This is a genomic window from Microbacterium sp. CCNWLW134 (assembly GCF_037083565.1).
Taxonomy (GTDB): Bacteria; Actinomycetota; Actinomycetes; order Actinomycetales; family Microbacteriaceae; genus Microbacterium.
The window spans coordinates 235,254-250,488 of record NZ_JBAOJU010000002.1; the positions used below are offsets into that span (position 1 = coordinate 235,254).

16 protein-coding genes and 1 pseudogene are annotated in these 15,235 nt (G+C 69.8%); 8 read left to right on the top strand and 9 right to left on the bottom strand.

All coding sequences use genetic code 11. The annotated features are described in order from the left end of the window. Nucleotides 1-45: 45 nt before the first annotated feature. A complete protein-coding gene (gene argG / locus V6S02_RS11670) occupies nt 46-1,482 on the bottom strand; it encodes an argininosuccinate synthase (RefSeq protein ID WP_336401000.1) in 1,437 nt (478 codons plus the stop codon). Nucleotides 1,483-1,593: 111 nt separating this feature from the next. On the opposite strand from argG, the pseudogene V6S02_RS11675 reads away from it, so the two are divergent. Continuing rightward, a pseudogene (locus V6S02_RS11675) lies at nt 1,594-2,424 on the top strand (DUF1254 domain-containing protein); the annotation flags it as partial. 74 nt (nt 2,425-2,498) lie between these two features. Here the strand turns inward: V6S02_RS11675 and V6S02_RS11680 are convergent. Beyond that, nucleotides 2,499-3,341, bottom strand: coding sequence for a Pr6Pr family membrane protein (locus tag V6S02_RS11680; RefSeq protein WP_336401001.1), 843 nt, complete (start codon nt 3,339-3,341; stop codon nt 2,499-2,501). Between the two features lie 87 nt (nt 3,342-3,428). Between V6S02_RS11680 and V6S02_RS11685 the strand changes: the two genes are divergently transcribed. After that, the gene (locus V6S02_RS11685) at nt 3,429-4,715 is read left to right on the top strand and encodes an adenylosuccinate synthase (protein WP_179561153.1); all 1,287 of its coding nucleotides are present in this window, start codon (nt 3,429-3,431) and stop codon (nt 4,713-4,715) included. Then, a complete protein-coding gene (locus tag V6S02_RS11690; protein WP_336401002.1) occupies nt 4,715-5,977 on the top strand; it encodes a lactonase family protein in 1,263 nt (420 codons plus the stop codon). The genes V6S02_RS11685 and V6S02_RS11690 overlap by 1 nt, the downstream gene beginning before the upstream one ends. Nucleotides 5,978-6,091: 114 nt before the next feature. On the opposite strand, the gene V6S02_RS11695 is transcribed toward V6S02_RS11690, so the two are convergent. Further along, a complete protein-coding gene (locus V6S02_RS11695; RefSeq protein WP_124292046.1) occupies nt 6,092-7,240 on the bottom strand; it encodes an AI-2E family transporter in 1,149 nt (382 codons plus the stop codon). 84 nt (nt 7,241-7,324) lie between these two features. Between V6S02_RS11695 and V6S02_RS11700 the strand changes: the two genes are divergently transcribed. The 4 genes from V6S02_RS11700 to V6S02_RS11715 all read left to right on the top strand — a co-directional run bounded on the left by V6S02_RS11700 (nt 7,325) and on the right by V6S02_RS11715 (nt 9,990). After that, nucleotides 7,325-7,630 (top strand): chorismate mutase, encoded by a 306-nt coding sequence (locus V6S02_RS11700; RefSeq protein WP_124292047.1) that lies wholly within the window; start codon nt 7,325-7,327, stop codon nt 7,628-7,630. Between the two features lies 1 nt (nt 7,631). Then, entirely contained in the window at nt 7,632-8,720 is a 1,089-nt protein-coding gene (locus V6S02_RS11705; protein WP_124292048.1) for an ATP-binding protein, read from the top strand. A gap of 63 nt (nt 8,721-8,783) precedes the next feature. Continuing rightward, a complete protein-coding gene (locus tag V6S02_RS11710; protein ID WP_124292049.1) occupies nt 8,784-9,029 on the top strand; it encodes a DUF3072 domain-containing protein in 246 nt (81 codons plus the stop codon). A gap of 49 nt (nt 9,030-9,078) precedes the next feature. Next, nucleotides 9,079-9,990: a hypothetical protein gene (locus V6S02_RS11715; protein ID WP_336401003.1), complete on the top strand. Its 912-nt coding sequence runs from the start codon at nt 9,079-9,081 to the stop codon at nt 9,988-9,990. A 174-nt stretch (nt 9,991-10,164) separates the two neighbouring features. On the opposite strand, the gene V6S02_RS11720 is transcribed toward V6S02_RS11715, so the two are convergent. The 6 genes from V6S02_RS11720 to V6S02_RS11745 all read right to left on the bottom strand — a co-directional run bounded on the left by V6S02_RS11720 (nt 10,165) and on the right by V6S02_RS11745 (nt 14,557). Continuing rightward, nucleotides 10,165-10,860: a hypothetical protein gene (locus V6S02_RS11720; protein ID WP_141936126.1), complete on the bottom strand. Its 696-nt coding sequence runs from the start codon at nt 10,858-10,860 to the stop codon at nt 10,165-10,167. Continuing rightward, nucleotides 10,857-11,777, bottom strand: a complete 921-nt coding sequence (locus tag V6S02_RS11725; RefSeq protein WP_336401004.1) for an ABC transporter ATP-binding protein — start codon at nt 11,775-11,777, stop codon at nt 10,857-10,859. The genes V6S02_RS11720 and V6S02_RS11725 overlap by 4 nt, the downstream gene beginning before the upstream one ends. A 19-nt stretch (nt 11,778-11,796) precedes the next feature. Then, nucleotides 11,797-12,165, bottom strand: a complete 369-nt coding sequence (locus tag V6S02_RS11730; RefSeq protein WP_141936122.1) for a GntR family transcriptional regulator — start codon at nt 12,163-12,165, stop codon at nt 11,797-11,799. A 417-nt stretch (nt 12,166-12,582) separates the two neighbouring features. Beyond that, the gene (locus V6S02_RS11735; RefSeq protein WP_442927926.1) at nt 12,583-13,350 is read right to left on the bottom strand and encodes a hypothetical protein; all 768 of its coding nucleotides are present in this window, start codon (nt 13,348-13,350) and stop codon (nt 12,583-12,585) included. A 43-nt stretch (nt 13,351-13,393) separates the two neighbouring features. Next, nucleotides 13,394-14,359 carry a hypothetical protein gene (locus V6S02_RS11740; RefSeq protein ID WP_336401005.1) on the bottom strand — a complete coding sequence of 322 codons (966 nt, stop codon included), beginning with the start codon at nt 14,357-14,359 and terminating at the stop codon, nt 13,394-13,396. Nucleotides 14,360-14,422: 63 nt separating this feature from the next. After that, nucleotides 14,423-14,557 carry a hypothetical protein gene (locus tag V6S02_RS11745; protein ID WP_276310442.1) on the bottom strand — a complete coding sequence of 45 codons (135 nt, stop codon included), beginning with the start codon at nt 14,555-14,557 and terminating at the stop codon, nt 14,423-14,425. A gap of 196 nt (nt 14,558-14,753) precedes the next feature. On the opposite strand from V6S02_RS11745, the gene V6S02_RS11750 reads away from it, so the two are divergent. After that, complete coding sequence (locus V6S02_RS11750) at nt 14,754-15,206, top strand: SRPBCC family protein (RefSeq protein ID WP_124292055.1); 453 nt, start codon at nt 14,754-14,756, stop codon at nt 15,204-15,206. The last annotated feature ends 29 nt before the right edge of the window (nt 15,207-15,235 follow it).

Consider the following 15,235-nt stretch of genomic DNA (forward strand, 5'->3'; position numbering starts at 1 on the left):
ACACCGGAGAATCGTATCCCGAGGGTCGGGGCGCGGCGCGCGGGATCAGTCGGTGCCGGTGTCGAACGCCGCAGCCTCCGACGCGGCGTCGGTCGCTTCGGCCAGCCGACCGCGCTCGTCGGGCTCGGCCGGCTCGATGATCTCGTCGGCCCCGCCCTGCTCGAGCTTTCCGACCAGCTCCCCGGTGGCGCCGCCGATGAGCCCGAGCCCGGCGAAGAGCTCGAGACGGGCGCGGGAGTCGGCGATGTCGAGGTTGCGCATCGTCAGCTGGCCGATCCGGTCGGTGGGGCCGAACGCGGCGTCTCCGACCCGTTCCATCGACAGCTTCTCGGGTGCGTACGACAGGCCCGAGGCCACCGTGTCGAGGATCGTGTAGTCCTCGCCGCGGCGAAGGCGCAGGGTGACGGTTCCCGAGATCGAGGACCCGACCCACTTCTGGATCGACTCACGAAGCATCAGCGACTGCGGCTCGAGCCAGCGGCCCTCGTACATCAGGCGGCCGAGGCGGCGACCCTGCTCGTGATAGGTCGCGAGGGTGTCTTCGTTGAGGATGCCGTTGACGAGGCGCTCGTACGCGATGAACAACAGCGCCATCCCGGGCGCCTCGTAGATGCCCCGCGACTTCGCCTCGATGATGCGGTTCTCGATCTGGTCGCTCATGCCGAGGCCGTGACGGCCGCCGACGGCATTGGCGGCCCGGACGAGCTCGACGGGGTCGCCGAACTCCTCGCCGTTGATCGCCACCGGCCGACCGGCGTCGAAGGTGATGCTGACGTCTTCGGGGGCGATCTCGACGCCGTCGTCCCAGAACCGCACGCCCATGATGGGCTGCACCGTCTCGAGCGACACGTCGAGGTGCTCCAGGGTCTTCGCCTCGTGGGTCGCCCCCCAGATGTTCGCATCGGTCGAGTACGCCTTCTCGGCGCTGTCGCGGTAGGGGAAGCCATGGGCCAGCAGCCACTCGCTCATCTCGGCACGACCGCCCAGCTCTGTGACGAAGTCGGCGTCGAGCCACGGCTTGTAGATGCGGAGGGCCGGGTTGGCGAGAAGGCCGTAGCGGTAGAACCGCTCGATGTCGTTGCCCTTGTAGGTCGAGCCGTCGCCCCAGATGTCGACGCCGTCGTCCTTCATCGCGCGCACCAGCAGCGTGCCGGTCACCGCGCGCCCGAGGGGCGTGGTGTTGAAGTAGGTGCGGCCGCCGGAGCGGATGTGGAACGCGCCGCACGCCAGCGCCACGAACCCCTCCTCGACGAGGGCGGTCTTGCAGTCGACGAGGCGCGAGATCTCGGCGCCGTACTGCAGGGCCCGGTCGGGGATCGAGGCGATGTCGTCCTCGTCGTACTGACCGAGGTCGCCGGTGTACGTGCAGGGCACCGCTCCCTTGTCGCGCATCCACGCGACGGCGACGGAGGTGTCCAGACCCCCCGAGAAGGCGATGCCGACGCGCTCGCCGACGGGCAGGGACTGAAGGACCTTCGACATGGCCTCAAGTCTAGTGAGAGGGGGTTTGCGCCCTGCTCCGCGGTGCGGGAGGGTTTTCTCATGGCTGTGCATGTCAATGTCGACACCTTCGTGCGTGCCGAGACCGATCGGATGTTCGCCGACATCCAACGCGACGCCGGCGGCGTGAACGTGTTCAAACACAACCGCGAGCCCGCCGACGTCGCCCATCAGACCGTCATCCGACTCAATCGAGACACCCTCTACAGCTTTGCGATCGTGGATCTGTCCGAGGGCGCCCGGGTATCGATTCCGGATGCCGCAGGCCGGTACCTGTCGGTGATGGTGCTCGACCGCGACCACTACGTGCGTGCGGTGATGCACGACCCGGGCGAGCACGACCTCGCGGCCCTCGCGCCGGGTGCCGATCACGTGCTCGTCGCCGCGCGGACACTCGTCGACCCCGATGATCCCGAGGACATCGCCGAGGTCGCCGCCCTGCAGGATCAGCTCTCGCTCGAGGCCGTGTCGTCGCGCCCCTTCGAGCCGGGGGACTGGGATGCGGCATCTCTCGACGCCACTCGCGACGCGCTGCTGACGCTCGCGCGGGGTCTTCGCGCATTCGACCGCACCTTCGGCGACCGGGACGAGGTCGATCCGGTCCGCCACCTCATCGGCACCGCCGCCGGCTGGGGCGGCCTGCCGCTGTGGGAGGCCTCATACCTGGGGGTGGACCCCCAACTGCCCGTCGGGCACTACGAGCTCACCATGCACGAGGTGCCGGTCGACGGCTTCTGGTCGGTGTCGGTCTACAACGCCCGCGGCTTCTTCGAGCCGAACCCCGAGGGTCGCTACTCGGTGAACAGCGTCACCGGAGTCCGCGACGAGGACGGCTCGATCACGGTGCGATTCACGCCTCCCGGTCAGGTGGAGGGGCCGAACGACATCCCGCTGCCGGAGCAGTGGAACTTCCTCGTCCGGCTGTACCGCCCCCGTGCCGAGATCCTGGAGGGCCGCTGGCAGGTGCCCGATCTGGTGCGCGAGGCGGTGGACGACGATCAGGCGCCGGAGGGCGGGCCGGCTGAGCCCGTCGACGAGGGAACGGATCCCGACGATGAGCCGGGAATCGCCGCCGACCCCGTCGAGACCGAGGCGGAGACCCCGACCGACGACGCGTCCCGGGAGTGATCGCGGCGTCGCCCTGCGGCGACGACGACCGCGGCGGTGACCACGATCCCGAGGGCGATGACGACGACCCAGAAGGCCACGCCCGCGTACCCCGGGAAGATCAGGTCGGGGTTGTTCGGGTTCAGGAACGGGTACGGGTACCAGAACGGCTGACCCGACGCCGGGTTGGTGATCAGCGGCCCGCGCACGAGGGTGTACACCACCCACACGATCGGGAAGACGAGGATGACGCCGACGTCGCGCCACGGCAGCGCACGGCGTCCGGGGCCGAGGAACAGATCGAGCAGCAGGAAGAGCGGCGCGATCACGTGCAGGATCTCATTCGACCAGGGCACCGTGACCCCCTGAGGCAGGGGCACGTTCCGCAGCAGGGTGTTGTAGACCACGCCCGTGATCACCATGTAGGTCGTCACGCTCGCAAGTGCGACGGCGAGGGCGGGCGGATCGGTCGCTGATGCGGCATCCGCTGTTCTCGTCCGCCGCGCCACAGCCCAGCGCGCACCAGCCCAGAGGAGCACCACCGCGGCGGCGCAGTTGGACAGGATCGTGAAGAAGCTGAAGAAGTTCGTCACCACCGTCGGCAGGTGCGAGCCGTCGGCGATGCCGATTCCGATGGTGCGGACGGCCTGCCCGATCACGGCGGTGATGATGGCGACGGCGGCGAGGAGGCGCAGGACGTTCCACGCGGCGGCCCAGCGAGAGGATGCCAGCATGGGCCGACTCTAGCGGGGCGGTCGGGGGGTGCGGGGGGCTCGCCCGATAGGATCGGGTGTAACCGTCCGACAACGGGGGAGTGGGCCATGCCAGGCATTGTGATCGTCGGCGTTCAGTGGGGTGACGAGGGCAAGGGCAAGGCCACCGACCTCCTGGGTGAACGCACCGACTGGGTCGTGAAGTTCAACGGCGGCAACAATGCCGGACACACCGTCGTCATCGGCGACGAGAAGTACGCGCTGCACCTGCTGCCCTCCGGCATCCTGTCGCCGGGAGTGAACGCGGTCATCGGCAACGGTGTCGTGATCGACCTCGAGGTGCTCTTCGCCGAGCTGAAGGCGCTGCAGGCGCGCGGCCTCGACACCTCGCGCCTGAGGATCAGCGCCAACGCGCACGTGATCACGCAGTACCACCGCACCCTCGACAAAGTCACCGAGCGCTTCCTCGGCAAGCGCCAGATCGGCACGACCGGTCGTGGGATCGGCCCCGCCTACGCCGACAAGATCAACCGGGTCGGCATCCGCGTGCAGGACCTCTTCGACGAGAACATCCTGCGGCAGAAGGTCGAGGGGGCGCTCGATCAGAAGAACCACCTCCTGCTGAAGGTCTACAACCGCCGCGCGATCGCCGTGGAAGAGGTCGTCGAAGACCTGCTGTCGTACGCCGAGCGTCTGCGCCCGATGGTCGCCGACACGTCGCTGCTGCTCGATGAGGCCCTCGACCGAAACGAGGTCGTGGTGTTCGAGGGCGGACAGGCGACCATGCTCGACGTCGACCACGGCACGTATCCCTTCGTCACGTCGTCGTCGGCGACGGCGGGTGGCGCGGCGACCGGATCGGGGGTCGGCCCCCGGCGCCTCGATCGCATCGTCGGCATCGTCAAGGCCTACACGACCCGCGTCGGGTCGGGCCCGTTCCCGACGGAGCTGTTCGACGAGCACGGCGACTTCCTGCGCTCGCGGGGGTTCGAGTTCGGCACCACCACGGGGCGCCCGCGCCGCGTGGGTTGGTACGACGCGCCCATCACCCGGTACGCGACCCGCATCAACGGCATCACCGATCTCGTGCTCACCAAGCTCGACATCCTCACCGGCCTCGACGAGATCCCGGTGTGCGTCGCCTACGACGTCGACGGCGAGCGGTTCGAGGAGGTGCCGGTCAACCAGACCGACTTCCACCACGCGCGCCCGATCTACGAGATGTTCCCCGGATGGAAGGACGACATCTCGGGCGCCCGGACCTTCGACGACCTTCCCCTGGCGGCGCAGGACTACGTGCTGGCGCTGGAGGAGATGAGCGGCACCCGCATCTCGGTGATCGGCGTGGGCGCAGCTCGCGACGCGGTCATCGTGCGCCACGACCTGGTCGACTGATGCGGTTCCTCGTCGGCGGGTACTCCGCCGACAGCGGCGGGATCGCCACCGGGATCGGGGTGCTCCTGGCGGGCGAACCCGACTCCGGTTCCGCCGCCGGACCGCTCGCCGTGGTCGGTGAGGCGGTCTCGGCGAGATCGCCGTCGTGGGTCAGCTGGAACGAGGGGACGGATGTCGCCTACGCGACCCTCGAGGCGGAGGGAACCGTGCGTGCGTTTCGACGCATCGGCGAAGACCGGTTCGCTCCGCTCGGCGACGCGGTCGAGGCGGGGGAAGCGGTGTGCCATGTCGCGGTGTCGCCGGACGGCGGGACTCTCGTCGCGACGTGCTGGGGCGACGGGCGCGTGGTGCGTTATCCGCTCGCGAGCGATGGACGGATCGGGCGGCCGTCCTTCGCGCCGGCCGCGGTGGATCCGTCGGCGCCGGGCGGGGTGACGGGGGCTGTGTCGGATGTCGAGGCGGCCGCAGCCGAGGTCGGCATCGACCTGGCGGCTTTGGGCCTCGGTGGGCGTGGAGACGCAGGTCTCTTCGGTGGGCGAGGACTCGACGGGCTGGATGGGCTCGACGGGATGGCGCTGTTCGGCGGCATGGGTGGCGGCGTGAGCGGCGATGCCGACGCGGCGGCCCTGGCGGGGCCCGTCGATCGACCGGAGCCGGCCGAGGAGAGGGTCTCGCGGGCGCATCAGACGGTGTTCCTGCCCGGCGGGCTCGTCGCGACATCCGATCTGGGATTCGATCTCGTGCGCTTCTGGCGCCTCGTGGACGGGAGGCTGCGACCGCTGCACGACGTCTCGCTGCCCTACGGCAGCGGTCCGCGGCACATGGTGTGGCACCCGAGCGGGCACCTGTACGTGGTGACGGAGTACAGCTGCGAGGTCTTCGCGCTCGCGCGCGACGAAGCGGGGCGCTGGCGCGTGGTGTCGGGAGCGCCCCTCGGAGCCGGAACGCTCGCCGGAGACAGCGCCGCCGAGCTGGCCCCGTCGCGCGACGGCGCGTTCCTCTACGCCGGTGTGCGCGGGAGCAACACGATCGCCGTCGTCGCCGTGCGCGGCGCGGGGGAGAGCCTCGCGCCCGTCGCCCTCGTCGAGGCGGGCGTGGACTGGCCGAGACACCACCTCGTGGTGCGCGACACCCTGCTGGTCGCCGGGGAACGCTCCGACGACGTGGTGTCGCTGACCCTCGACATCCGCTCCGGGGTGCCCGGCCGCGTTCGCCATCGCACGTCGGCGCCGTCGCCGACCTGCCTGACGCCCCTCGTCTGACCCGCTCCATTCCCACGACCCGTCGACTTCTGCCGTGCGGATGCCGCGGGAGCGACGTTTTTCGGCGGGTCGCGGTGCCTCGGGGGCGCGTGCGGCGCCCCGTGGCGGCGCCCGCTACAGCTTCGCGTCCTGGCGGGGGATCACGACCTGCTTGATGATCAACAGGATCGACGCCGTCACGGGGATCGCCACGAGCGCGCCGAGAAGCCCCAGCAGCGTGCCGCCGACGAGCGCGCCGATGACGACGAGCGCCCCGGGCACCGCGATCGCGCGGCTCATCACGCGCGGGGTCAGGACGTATGCCTCGATCTGGATGTAGATGAGGTACGCGATCGCGAAGATCAGCGCCGTGAGCGGGTTGGTGAACAGCGCGAGGATGCTGGCGAAGATCCAGTACAGCACCGGACCCACGAGGGGGATGAGCGTGATCGCAAACGCCGCGACCGCCATCAGGGCCGGGAAGGGCAGACCGAGGAAGAGGTGCAGGAAGAACGCCACGAGCGAGTTGAAGAACGCCAGCACCACCATGCCCATGAGATATCCGCCGATCGAGTCGGTGATCTCATCGGTCATCGACCGCACCTTCGGGCGGTAGCGGGCGGGGCTCAGACGGGTGAAGGCGACCTTCATGGTGTCGAGGGATGCCAGGAAGTACAGGCTCAGCACCAGCACGATCAGGATGCCCGAGATCGTCGTCGCGATGGTCGCGCCGACCTGCAGGACTCCGCCGCCGATCGCGGCGATGTTCGCGGGGTTGGTGATGAAGGTCTCGAACTCCCCGAGCAGGCTGCCGATCTGGTCGCCGAAGGTGTCTTGCAGCCAGGCGTAGACGTCTGAGGCCTGGAAGGCGTTGATCGTCGAGGGCAGGTCGGAGAAGAACTGGGAGATCTGTCGCACGAGAGTCGGCACGACGAGCGACACGACTCCGACGACGATGACGACGAAGCCTGCGAAGACGATGAGGATCGCCCACCCGCGTCCGAGTCCGCGTCTCTCGAGGAAGCGCACGATCGGGTCGAGCCCGAGCGCTGCGAACAGGGCGAAGGCGATGTAGATCAGCACCGTGGAGAGGTTGATGAACGCGACACCGAGCCCGAGGGCGACGAGTCCGCCGAGGGTGAGGAAGAAGCCGATCGCGAACGGATTGTTCACGCTGGTGAAGAGGGTGCGGCGCCGGACGTAGGTCGTTTCGACGGACGGCTCGGACGCGTCGGTGACAGGGTCGTCCGCAGGCGACGAAGCGGAGGGGCGGGCGTCGGTCATGGTCACACTCTAGGGGCGTGCGGCCCGCGACCTCGGCGGCGCTCGGGGCCGCGCGGTATGGTCGTGGATCGGGGAGGGAAAGCCATGACGACCGAAGATCCCACGACCACGCTTCTGCGGTTGCGCGCGAGCATCGACAACGTCGACGCGGCGCTGGTCTTCCTTCTGGCCGAGCGCTTCCGCTGCACGCAGCAGGTGGGTGAGTTGAAGGCCGCGCACGGCATGCCGGCCTCCGACCCCGGACGCGAGGAGCAGCAGATCGCACGCCTGAAGCGACTGGCCCAGGAGGCCGACCTCGATCCCGAGTTCGCCGAGAAGTGGTTCAACTTCGTCGTCGCCGAGGTGATCCGCCACCACACCGCCGCGGGCGCTGTGAGCGAAGGGCGCTGACATGGGCGATCGGCTCGAGATCGGCACCCTCCTCGAGGCAGCCGAACCGACCCCCGCACAGGTGCTCGCGCGAAAGCTCAACCGGCACACCTTCTGGTGCGGGCAGAGCGGGTCGGGCAAGACCTACGCCCTCGGCGTGCTGCTCGAGCGCGTCATCCTGCACACTCGCCTGCCCCTGGTCATCCTGGATCCGAACTCGGATTTCGTCGGCCTCGGCACGGTGCGGGAGGGAGCGGATGACGCGGTGCGCGCCGCCTGGGACGAGCGCGACATCCGGGTGTTCCGCCCGGGGCGCGACCGCCCCGACGCCCTGCAAGCGCGATTCCTCGACATGCCGTGGCGCTCTCGCGCGGCGCTGCTCGAGCTGGATCCGATTCGCGACGCCGAAGACTTCAACGCTCTGCTCAAACTCGAGGAAGAACTCGACGTCGTCCGCCGCGGAAGCCTCGTCGCTCACCTGAGGTCGGGCGACGACCCCGCCCGTCACCGCCTCGCGACCCGGCTCGAGAACCTCGGCCTCGGCGGGTGGGGGCTGTGGGCCTGGCGCGGCCGGAGCGTCACCGACGACATCCGCGAGCAGCCCGACGCGACGGTGCTCGACCTCGGCGGCTTCCCCACGCGGGCCGAGATGCTCGCGGCGGCGCTCGCGGTGCTCGATCACTTATGGGAGCACCGCGCCGAGCGGGTGGGCCGGTTGATCGTCATCGACGAGGCCCACAATCTCGTGCAGCCGAACCCGATGACCCCGGTGGAGCGAGAGCTCACCGAGCGCATCGTGCAGATCGCGGCCGAAGGCCGGAAGTACGGGCTGTGGCTGCTGCTGTCGACGCAGCGGCCCTCGAAGGTGCACCCCAATGCCCTGTCGCAGTGCGACAACCTCGCCCTGATGCGCATGAGCTCGCCGCGCGACCTGGCCGAGCTCGGCGAGGTGTTCGGCTATGCGCCGGCGGCGCTGGTGGAGCGCTCGCCGCTGTTCGCTCAGGGGCAGGCGCTGTTCGCAGGCGGGTTCGTCGAGACGGCCGGGCTCGTGCAGATGGGTGAGCGCCTGACCGTGGAGGGCGGAAGCGACGTGGCGGTGCCGATCCGCTGACGGGATCCGGGGTCGTTGTCAAGGGCGGGAGGGATGTCGCTGGCCCGACGTAGTGTCGAACGCATGTCCGACAACACATCCAGCGCCGAGACCCTCGGTGCGACCACGTCCGACGACACCACCAACCCCGCGGAGAAGGATCCGGCCGACTGGGTCACCGGCGACGAACCCATGACCGCTCCGCAGCGCAGCTATCTCGACACCCTGGCCCGCGAGGCGGGGGAAGAGCTCTCGGCCGATCTGACCAAGGCCGAGGCCTCGGAGCACATCGAACGGTTGCAGGAGAAGACGGGCCGCTCGTCGAGCTGACCCGGCGCGCGACGCGCCGGCGATTCTGGGACGGTGACATCATCGGAGCGTGAAGGGCTCCGAGCGTTCCGAACTGGATCTTCTTCGTCGGCGCGCGTACGGGCCCGCCGCCGACATCGACGATGACCCGGACGCCCTTCGCCGTCTGAGGGAGCTCGAGCGGCAGAGGAAGAGTTCGTCCGCCGCCGGCGTCCGCCCCGAGCCATCCGACGCTCCGCGTGCGTCGCCGTCGGCACGGGACGCGTCGGTGACGTCGGTCGTGCAGGCGGAGGAGCAGGGCCTGTCGGGGGAGGCCCTGTCGGGGCAGGCCCCGTCCCTCGGACCGCAGTCGGAGGGGTCCGTCGTACCGGGCGACGCCACAGCGACCGGGATCGCCGGTTTCGACGAGGGGACGGCTGGGTCTGCGGCCTCGAACGGGGCGCCGCGGCATCCGACTCGCTCTTCGCCTCGTCGGCGAGAGTCCTCCCTCATCTGGGTCGGATGGATCGCGTCCCTCGCCGCGGTCGCGGCAGTGACGGCGGTGGTGACCTACGGGCTGGTCCGTCTGGCGCCGGTCGAGTCATCGCACGGCGCGCCCCAGATCGCGGCGCTCGAGCCCGAGTCGACGACGACGATCCCGACCGGGTGGTTCGGAGTGGGAGCCAGTTCCGCCGTGTACGAGTTCTTCGGGCTGACTCTCTTCGAGACGACGACCGGGTTCTACGGCACCGGCGGTGACTGCTTCACTGTCGTCCTGACCGCCGACCTGCCGGAGGATGAGGAGGCCGCTCAGAACGGCTACTCGACGTCCGGCCCCGTGTACTCGGGGTGCCGCGTCGGCGAGTTCCCTGCGACCGTCTCGCTTGCGGTCGACAGCGCGTCCCCTCCCGAGTTGCGGGAGCGATTCCCCGGTGCGGCGTTGCAGTTCGTGAAGGTGGACGACCGGATCGGGGTGTTCCTGGGATCCCTCCCCTCCGACTAGGACGGCGTTCCCTCGTTCGACCGTTCCCCCGTCACGTTCCGCCCTCGTTCGATCGTTCCCCCGTCACGTTCCGCCCTCGTTCGATCGTTCCCCCGTCACGTTCCGCCCCGTTCGGATGAGCGACGGGGCAGAACGTGACGGGGGAGCAGAGGGGGGAGGCCTCGCGACGGCCGATCAGGGCGTCGCGCGGCGAAGCGTCGCGAACGCCGCAGCGCCGAGCGCGGCGGCCACGACGAGTCCCCACGCAGCCATGCCGAGGGGTCCCTGCTCGCCGATCCACGTGAACACCTGGCCCCAGGCGTTCAGCCGGCCGACGATGAACATGGCTCCCACGAGAAGCGCGCCGAGCCCGATGAGGCTGACCGTGAAGACCGTGGGCCCGAAACGCTTGTACACGGTCGCACCGGTGAACCCGAGCGTGAACATCAGCATCGCCACGGTGAAGAAGATGAACGCGGCGCCCAGGGGGCCGCCCTGCCAGATCTCGGCCGAGTAGAAGAAGTAGCCGTTGAGCCCCCAGCCGCCGGTCAGCGTCTCGATCCAGCCGCCGATGACGAAGATCACCGCCAGGCTCGCCGCGCTGAGCGCGGCGATGAGATAGGTGCCGAAGAAGAACTCCCGGCGCGTGACACTCATCGCCTGCGAGAACGGGAACGTCAGAGTCAGCGCCTGCACGCCGACGACCGCGAGATACCACAGGGGTGCCTGGGCGCCGCCGCCGTAGAAGTTCCCGGTCACGCCCGACCCGGCGAGGATCCACCAGATCGCGACGGACAGGATGAAGGCGCCGCCGAGGACGAGGAGGGGCACCCAGAGGTAGGTCTGACGGTTGATCAGCTGCATCCGGACGACGCGCAGCGTGCGGTTCATCGGAGTGCTCCTTCTTCGAGTGAGGTGAACGAGCCGCCCTGCTCGGCGGCGTGCTGGGTGGTGCGGACGATGAGCTGCTGCAGCGAGACGGGAGCGACATCCAGTCCAGCGGCGGCCATGCGGGCGCGGTCGTCGGCCGAGAGCCGACCGAGGACGGTGACCGAGGTGGTGCGCCCGAGACTCTGCCGGTGGATGATCTCGCGACCGGCGGTGAAGCTCTCCACCGCCGCGGCGTCGCCGACCACGTTCGTCGCGCGATCGCGGATCTCGTCGGTCTCCTCGTCCATGACGATGCGGCCCCGGTCGATCACCAGCACCCGGCCGAGGAGATTCGACACCTCATCGATGAGATGGCTGGAGAGGATGATCGTGCGGGGGTGCTCGGCGTAGTCGCTGAGCAGACGGTCGTAGAAGATCTGGCGGGCCACCGCGTCGAGACCGAGGTACGGCTCGTCGAAGAAGGTGATCTCAGCGCGTGAGGCCAGGCCGATGATGACGCCGACCGCCGAGAGCTGACCGCGCGAGAGCTTCTTGATCGTCCGGCCCTTGAGCGGTAGCTGGAAGTCGTCGACGAGCTGATCGGCGAGCTCCTGGTCCCAGTGGGGGAAGAAGAGCCGCGCCATCCTCAGCGCGTGACGCGGAGTCGCGTCATCCGGGTACTTCTGGCTCTCTCGCACGAAGCACATGCGCTGCAGCACGCGAGCGTTCTCGTACGGGTGCTCGCCGAACACGCGCACCGTGCCGCTGGTGGCGAAGTTCTGTGCGGTGAGGATCGACATCACGGTCGTCTTGCCGGCGCCGTTGCGGCCGAGGAGGCCGTAAATGGTGTCCTTCTCGATGGAGAAGCTGACGTCGTCGACCGCGACGCTGTCGCGGTAGCGCTTGGTCAGGTGCTCCACCTCGATCACGTGGGTCATCGTGGTGTCCTTTCCGGACTCAGGGTTCGGTGACCGCGGCGCGGTCGTTGATCAGTGCCGTGAGATCGGCGGGGCCGAGTCCGAGCTTGCGCGCCTCGGCGAGCAGCGGTTCGACGTACCGGTCGGCGAATGCGGTGCGGCGCTCGTCGAGCAGACGCTCGCGCGCGCCGGGAGCGACGAACATGCCGATTCCGCGTCGCTTGTACAAGACGCCCTTGTCGACGAGCATGGTCACTCCTTTGGCAGCGGTGGCGGGGTTGATGCGGTGGAACGCGGCGAGCTCGTTCGTCGACGGCGCCTGGCTCTCTTCGGTGAGGCTGCCGTCGATGATCGCGTCCTCCACGCTTTCGGCGATCTGGAGGAAGAGCGCCCTGCCTTCTTCGACCACGGGGTTCCTTACTGGTTCATTAGTTGACCAACTAACCATGCAACACCGCACCTCTCGCTGTCAACCCTCCGCACGCAGCCGTCGCGCACACCGCTATCGCGGCGCACGTCGGCCGGGCGGGTGCGGATTGCGACGGGGGAGCGGTAAGGGGGTGTCTCGCGGTCGCTTCGCCCGTCACGTTCTGCCCCGATTTCGCGCGGGCGGGGGCGGATTGCGACGGGGGAGCGGAAACGGGGTGTCTCGCGGTCGCTTCGCCGTCACGTTCTGCCCCGCTACCGGGCGGGGCGGGGGCGGGTTGCGACGGGGGAGCGGTAAGGGGGTGTCTCGCGGTCGCTTCGCCCGTCACGTTCTGCCCCGATTTCGGGCGGGCGGGGGGCGGATTGCGACGGGGGAGCGCCGGATGCCGCGGAGCGGCGCTCAGGCGGACGGCGCGGGCGGCGCCGCGGGCGGCGGCGCGGTCGAGGGGTGTGCGGGGAGCTCCTGCGCGACCTTCTTCTCCAAGACCTCGATCGCGTCATCCGACAGCAGAAGAAGCCCGTCGAGCTCCTCGCGCACGCGGCGGTAGGCGAGCTGCCGCTCCGCCGGGGTCGCCGCCTCATCGATCGCGACCGAGAGGAGCTGCTGCGCGGTGTCGAGGCGCTTGCGCTCCTCGGCGCTGAAATTCGCGTCCTTCAGCCGCCGCGCGTCGCGCTCGGCCAGGTCGAAGGCGACCTCGTAGTCGGTGACGGCCTCGCGGTACTCCCGCAGCTGCTCGGGGCTGATCCGCGCCGTGGCCGACGGCGGTCGCAGCCGGTCGGCGACGCGCTTCGCGCGAAGGAACGCCGCCGTCAGCGGCTGGCGTCCGTCGCTCATCGCGGGAAAGGCGATCAGTTTGGCGACATCCAGTTCGTACTCGAGCCAGCGGGCGGTGACGTCGTCGTGGATGACGAGCAGCTGCGTGAGAGTGGCGTCAGCCGAGTCGGATGCCGCGTGGCCCGCGTCGTCGACCGCGCCGCCCCGGGTCGCGGCCTGCGCGCCGACGGCGGGAATGGCACCGGAGCGCAGCTCGGCCTTGGCGCGCATCATCTCCAGGCGCCGCCGGTGCCGGCGCTCCGACGCGCGGTCGAACGACTTGATGGCACCGCCGATGGCGGCTCCGATCGGGAAGATCAGCCACCAGAACATCCAGATGTTCGACCAGTCCACCCGTCATCCCCACTCGATCGTCATCGGCGCTCCCCGCGGCGCGTCAGTCCCGCGGCCGCCGCGCTCCGCGCGAGGGGACGGGCCACACCGGAGTCCCCGGGGTCTGCGGCGGGCGGGCGTCCTGGGCCTCGGATGGGGTGCCACCGGTCGGGGCCGACTCGGCCTGCGGGGCGGTACCCGCCGCATCCGCCCGTCCGCCGGCACGTTCGCGATTGCGCGCATTCGACTCCGCGACACGGGCGATCGCCTCGGTGCCGCGTGCGATCACCGTCTGCGCGACCGACTGGGCAAGATCGACCCAGTGGGGGTCATCCTGACGTGAAGGACCATTGCCGTCTCCGGCCGCCCGCCACGCCTCGCGCTCCGCGCGCTCGAACAGCTTCCCGAGATTCTCGACCGCCGCGCGGTACTGCGCGAACTCGACGGGCGTCATCCTGGTGACAGCGGTGGGAGGACGAAGCCGTCCGGCCTCCGCGCGAGCGGCGAGGTAGGCCGCGGTCGAGGGCTGGCGCACATCGCTCATGGCGGGGAACGCGATGCGCTTGGCGGGGTCGGTCTCGTACTCCAGCCAGCGGGCGTCGATCGCGGTGTGCGCGGCCATCAACCGGGCGAGGGGGAGGGTGTCGGTGCCCGACTTCGCGCGGGGGATCGTCGCCCGCGCGGCCGACACCTGGATCCGGCGGAGGCGGATCTCGGCATGCGCGGCGCGCACCTCTCGCTGAGCCTGCTGCAGCCGTTGCCGGGCGAGGGTCACCTCCGACGCCGGGACACGCTCGGCGGCCCGGTCGGCCTGCGCCCGGGCGAGCTCCGCCCGCGCGACCCGCACCTCGACGCGTGAGGCGGTGACGGCGTCACGCGCTTCGCGCAGCTCATGCCGCGCGGCGTGGAGGGCGAGCCGCCGCGAGCCCTTCGCGCGCTGATGGCGCAGCCCGAACCATCCGATGGTTCCGGCGCCGGCTGCCGACGCTCCGATCCACCAGAACTCGGCGATCGCCATGAGCGGGTCCACCCGGCCATGCTAGCCACGGTGGCTGGATGCGGGCCACGAGTTCTGCGGCACGCCCCGCCGGGGTCAGCCGAAGAGCAGCGACAGGACCGTCGCCCCGCCCCCGACGAGGATGAGCGAGAGGATGACGACCCACGCCACCACCTTGATCCGGCGCTGGCGCGCATCGCTGTACATGGCGAAATCGTCGTCGTCGCTCATCGGCTCTCCGTCCGGGGGTCTCGTCCAGTCTAGAGAGCGCCCCGCCGCATCCGTCCGCGCCCAGCGTGCGGCGGACGAACGCGCGACGATAGCCGACCGATCGACGGGCGTCAACGCCGCGGGCGGATCCATCCCCGCTCGATAGATTTCCCCTCGACGGGGCCGAACCCGGCTCTGTCGACGAAAGGAGTGCGACATGGCGCGCATCATCGAAACCGTCGATGTCGATGTCCCGGTCTCCACGGCCTACAACCAGTGGACCCAGTTCGAGACCTTCCCCGAATTCCTCAGCTTCGTCCAGTCGATCACCCAGCTGGATGACACCCACAACCACTGGCGCGTGAAGATCGGCGCCGTCGAGCGCGAGTTCGACGCCGAGATCACCGAGCAGCACGCCGACGAGCGCGTCGCGTGGCGCAGCACGGGCGGCGAGGATCACGCCGGCGTGGTGACCTTCCACAAGCTCAGCGACAACGAGACCCGCGTCACGGTGCAGCTGGACTGGGAGCCGCAGGGCTTCGTCGAGCACGTCGGGGATGCCCTCGGCATCGACGACCGCTCGGTCAAGAAGGACCTGAAGAATTTCAAGACGTTCATCGAGTCGCGCGGTGCCGAAACCGGCGCGTGGCGGGGTGACGTGCAGGCCTGATCCAGGTCTGCAGGCGGGGGCCGGAAGAG

Bases quoted from the DNA above. Each gene is read 5' to 3' on its own strand.
- V6S02_RS11750 (WP_124292055.1), top strand. From the start codon at position 14,754: ATGGCGCGCATCATCGAAACCGTCGATGTCGATGTCCCGGTCTCCACG.
- V6S02_RS11705 (WP_124292048.1), top strand. From the start codon at position 7,632: ATGGGCGATCGGCTCGAGATCGGCACCCTCCTCGAGGCAGCCGAACCG.
- V6S02_RS11725 (WP_336401004.1), bottom strand. From the start codon at position 11,777: ATGACCCACGTGATCGAGGTGGAGCACCTGACCAAGCGCTACCGCGAC.
- V6S02_RS11720 (WP_141936126.1), bottom strand. From the start codon at position 10,860: ATGAACCGCACGCTGCGCGTCGTCCGGATGCAGCTGATCAACCGTCAG.
- V6S02_RS11685 (WP_179561153.1), top strand. From the start codon at position 3,429: ATGCCAGGCATTGTGATCGTCGGCGTTCAGTGGGGTGACGAGGGCAAG.
- V6S02_RS11700 (WP_124292047.1), top strand. From the start codon at position 7,325: ATGACGACCGAAGATCCCACGACCACGCTTCTGCGGTTGCGCGCGAGC.
- argG (WP_336401000.1), bottom strand. From the start codon at position 1,482: ATGTCGAAGGTCCTTCAGTCCCTGCCCGTCGGCGAGCGCGTCGGCATC.
- V6S02_RS11710 (WP_124292049.1), top strand. From the start codon at position 8,784: ATGTCCGACAACACATCCAGCGCCGAGACCCTCGGTGCGACCACGTCC.
- V6S02_RS11695 (WP_124292046.1), bottom strand. From the start codon at position 7,240: ATGACCGACGCCCGCCCCTCCGCTTCGTCGCCTGCGGACGACCCTGTC.
- V6S02_RS11745 (WP_276310442.1), bottom strand. From the start codon at position 14,557: ATGAGCGACGACGACGATTTCGCCATGTACAGCGATGCGCGCCAGCGC.
- V6S02_RS11680 (WP_336401001.1), bottom strand. From the start codon at position 3,341: ATGCTGGCATCCTCTCGCTGGGCCGCCGCGTGGAACGTCCTGCGCCTC.
- V6S02_RS11690 (WP_336401002.1), top strand. From the start codon at position 4,715: ATGCGGTTCCTCGTCGGCGGGTACTCCGCCGACAGCGGCGGGATCGCC.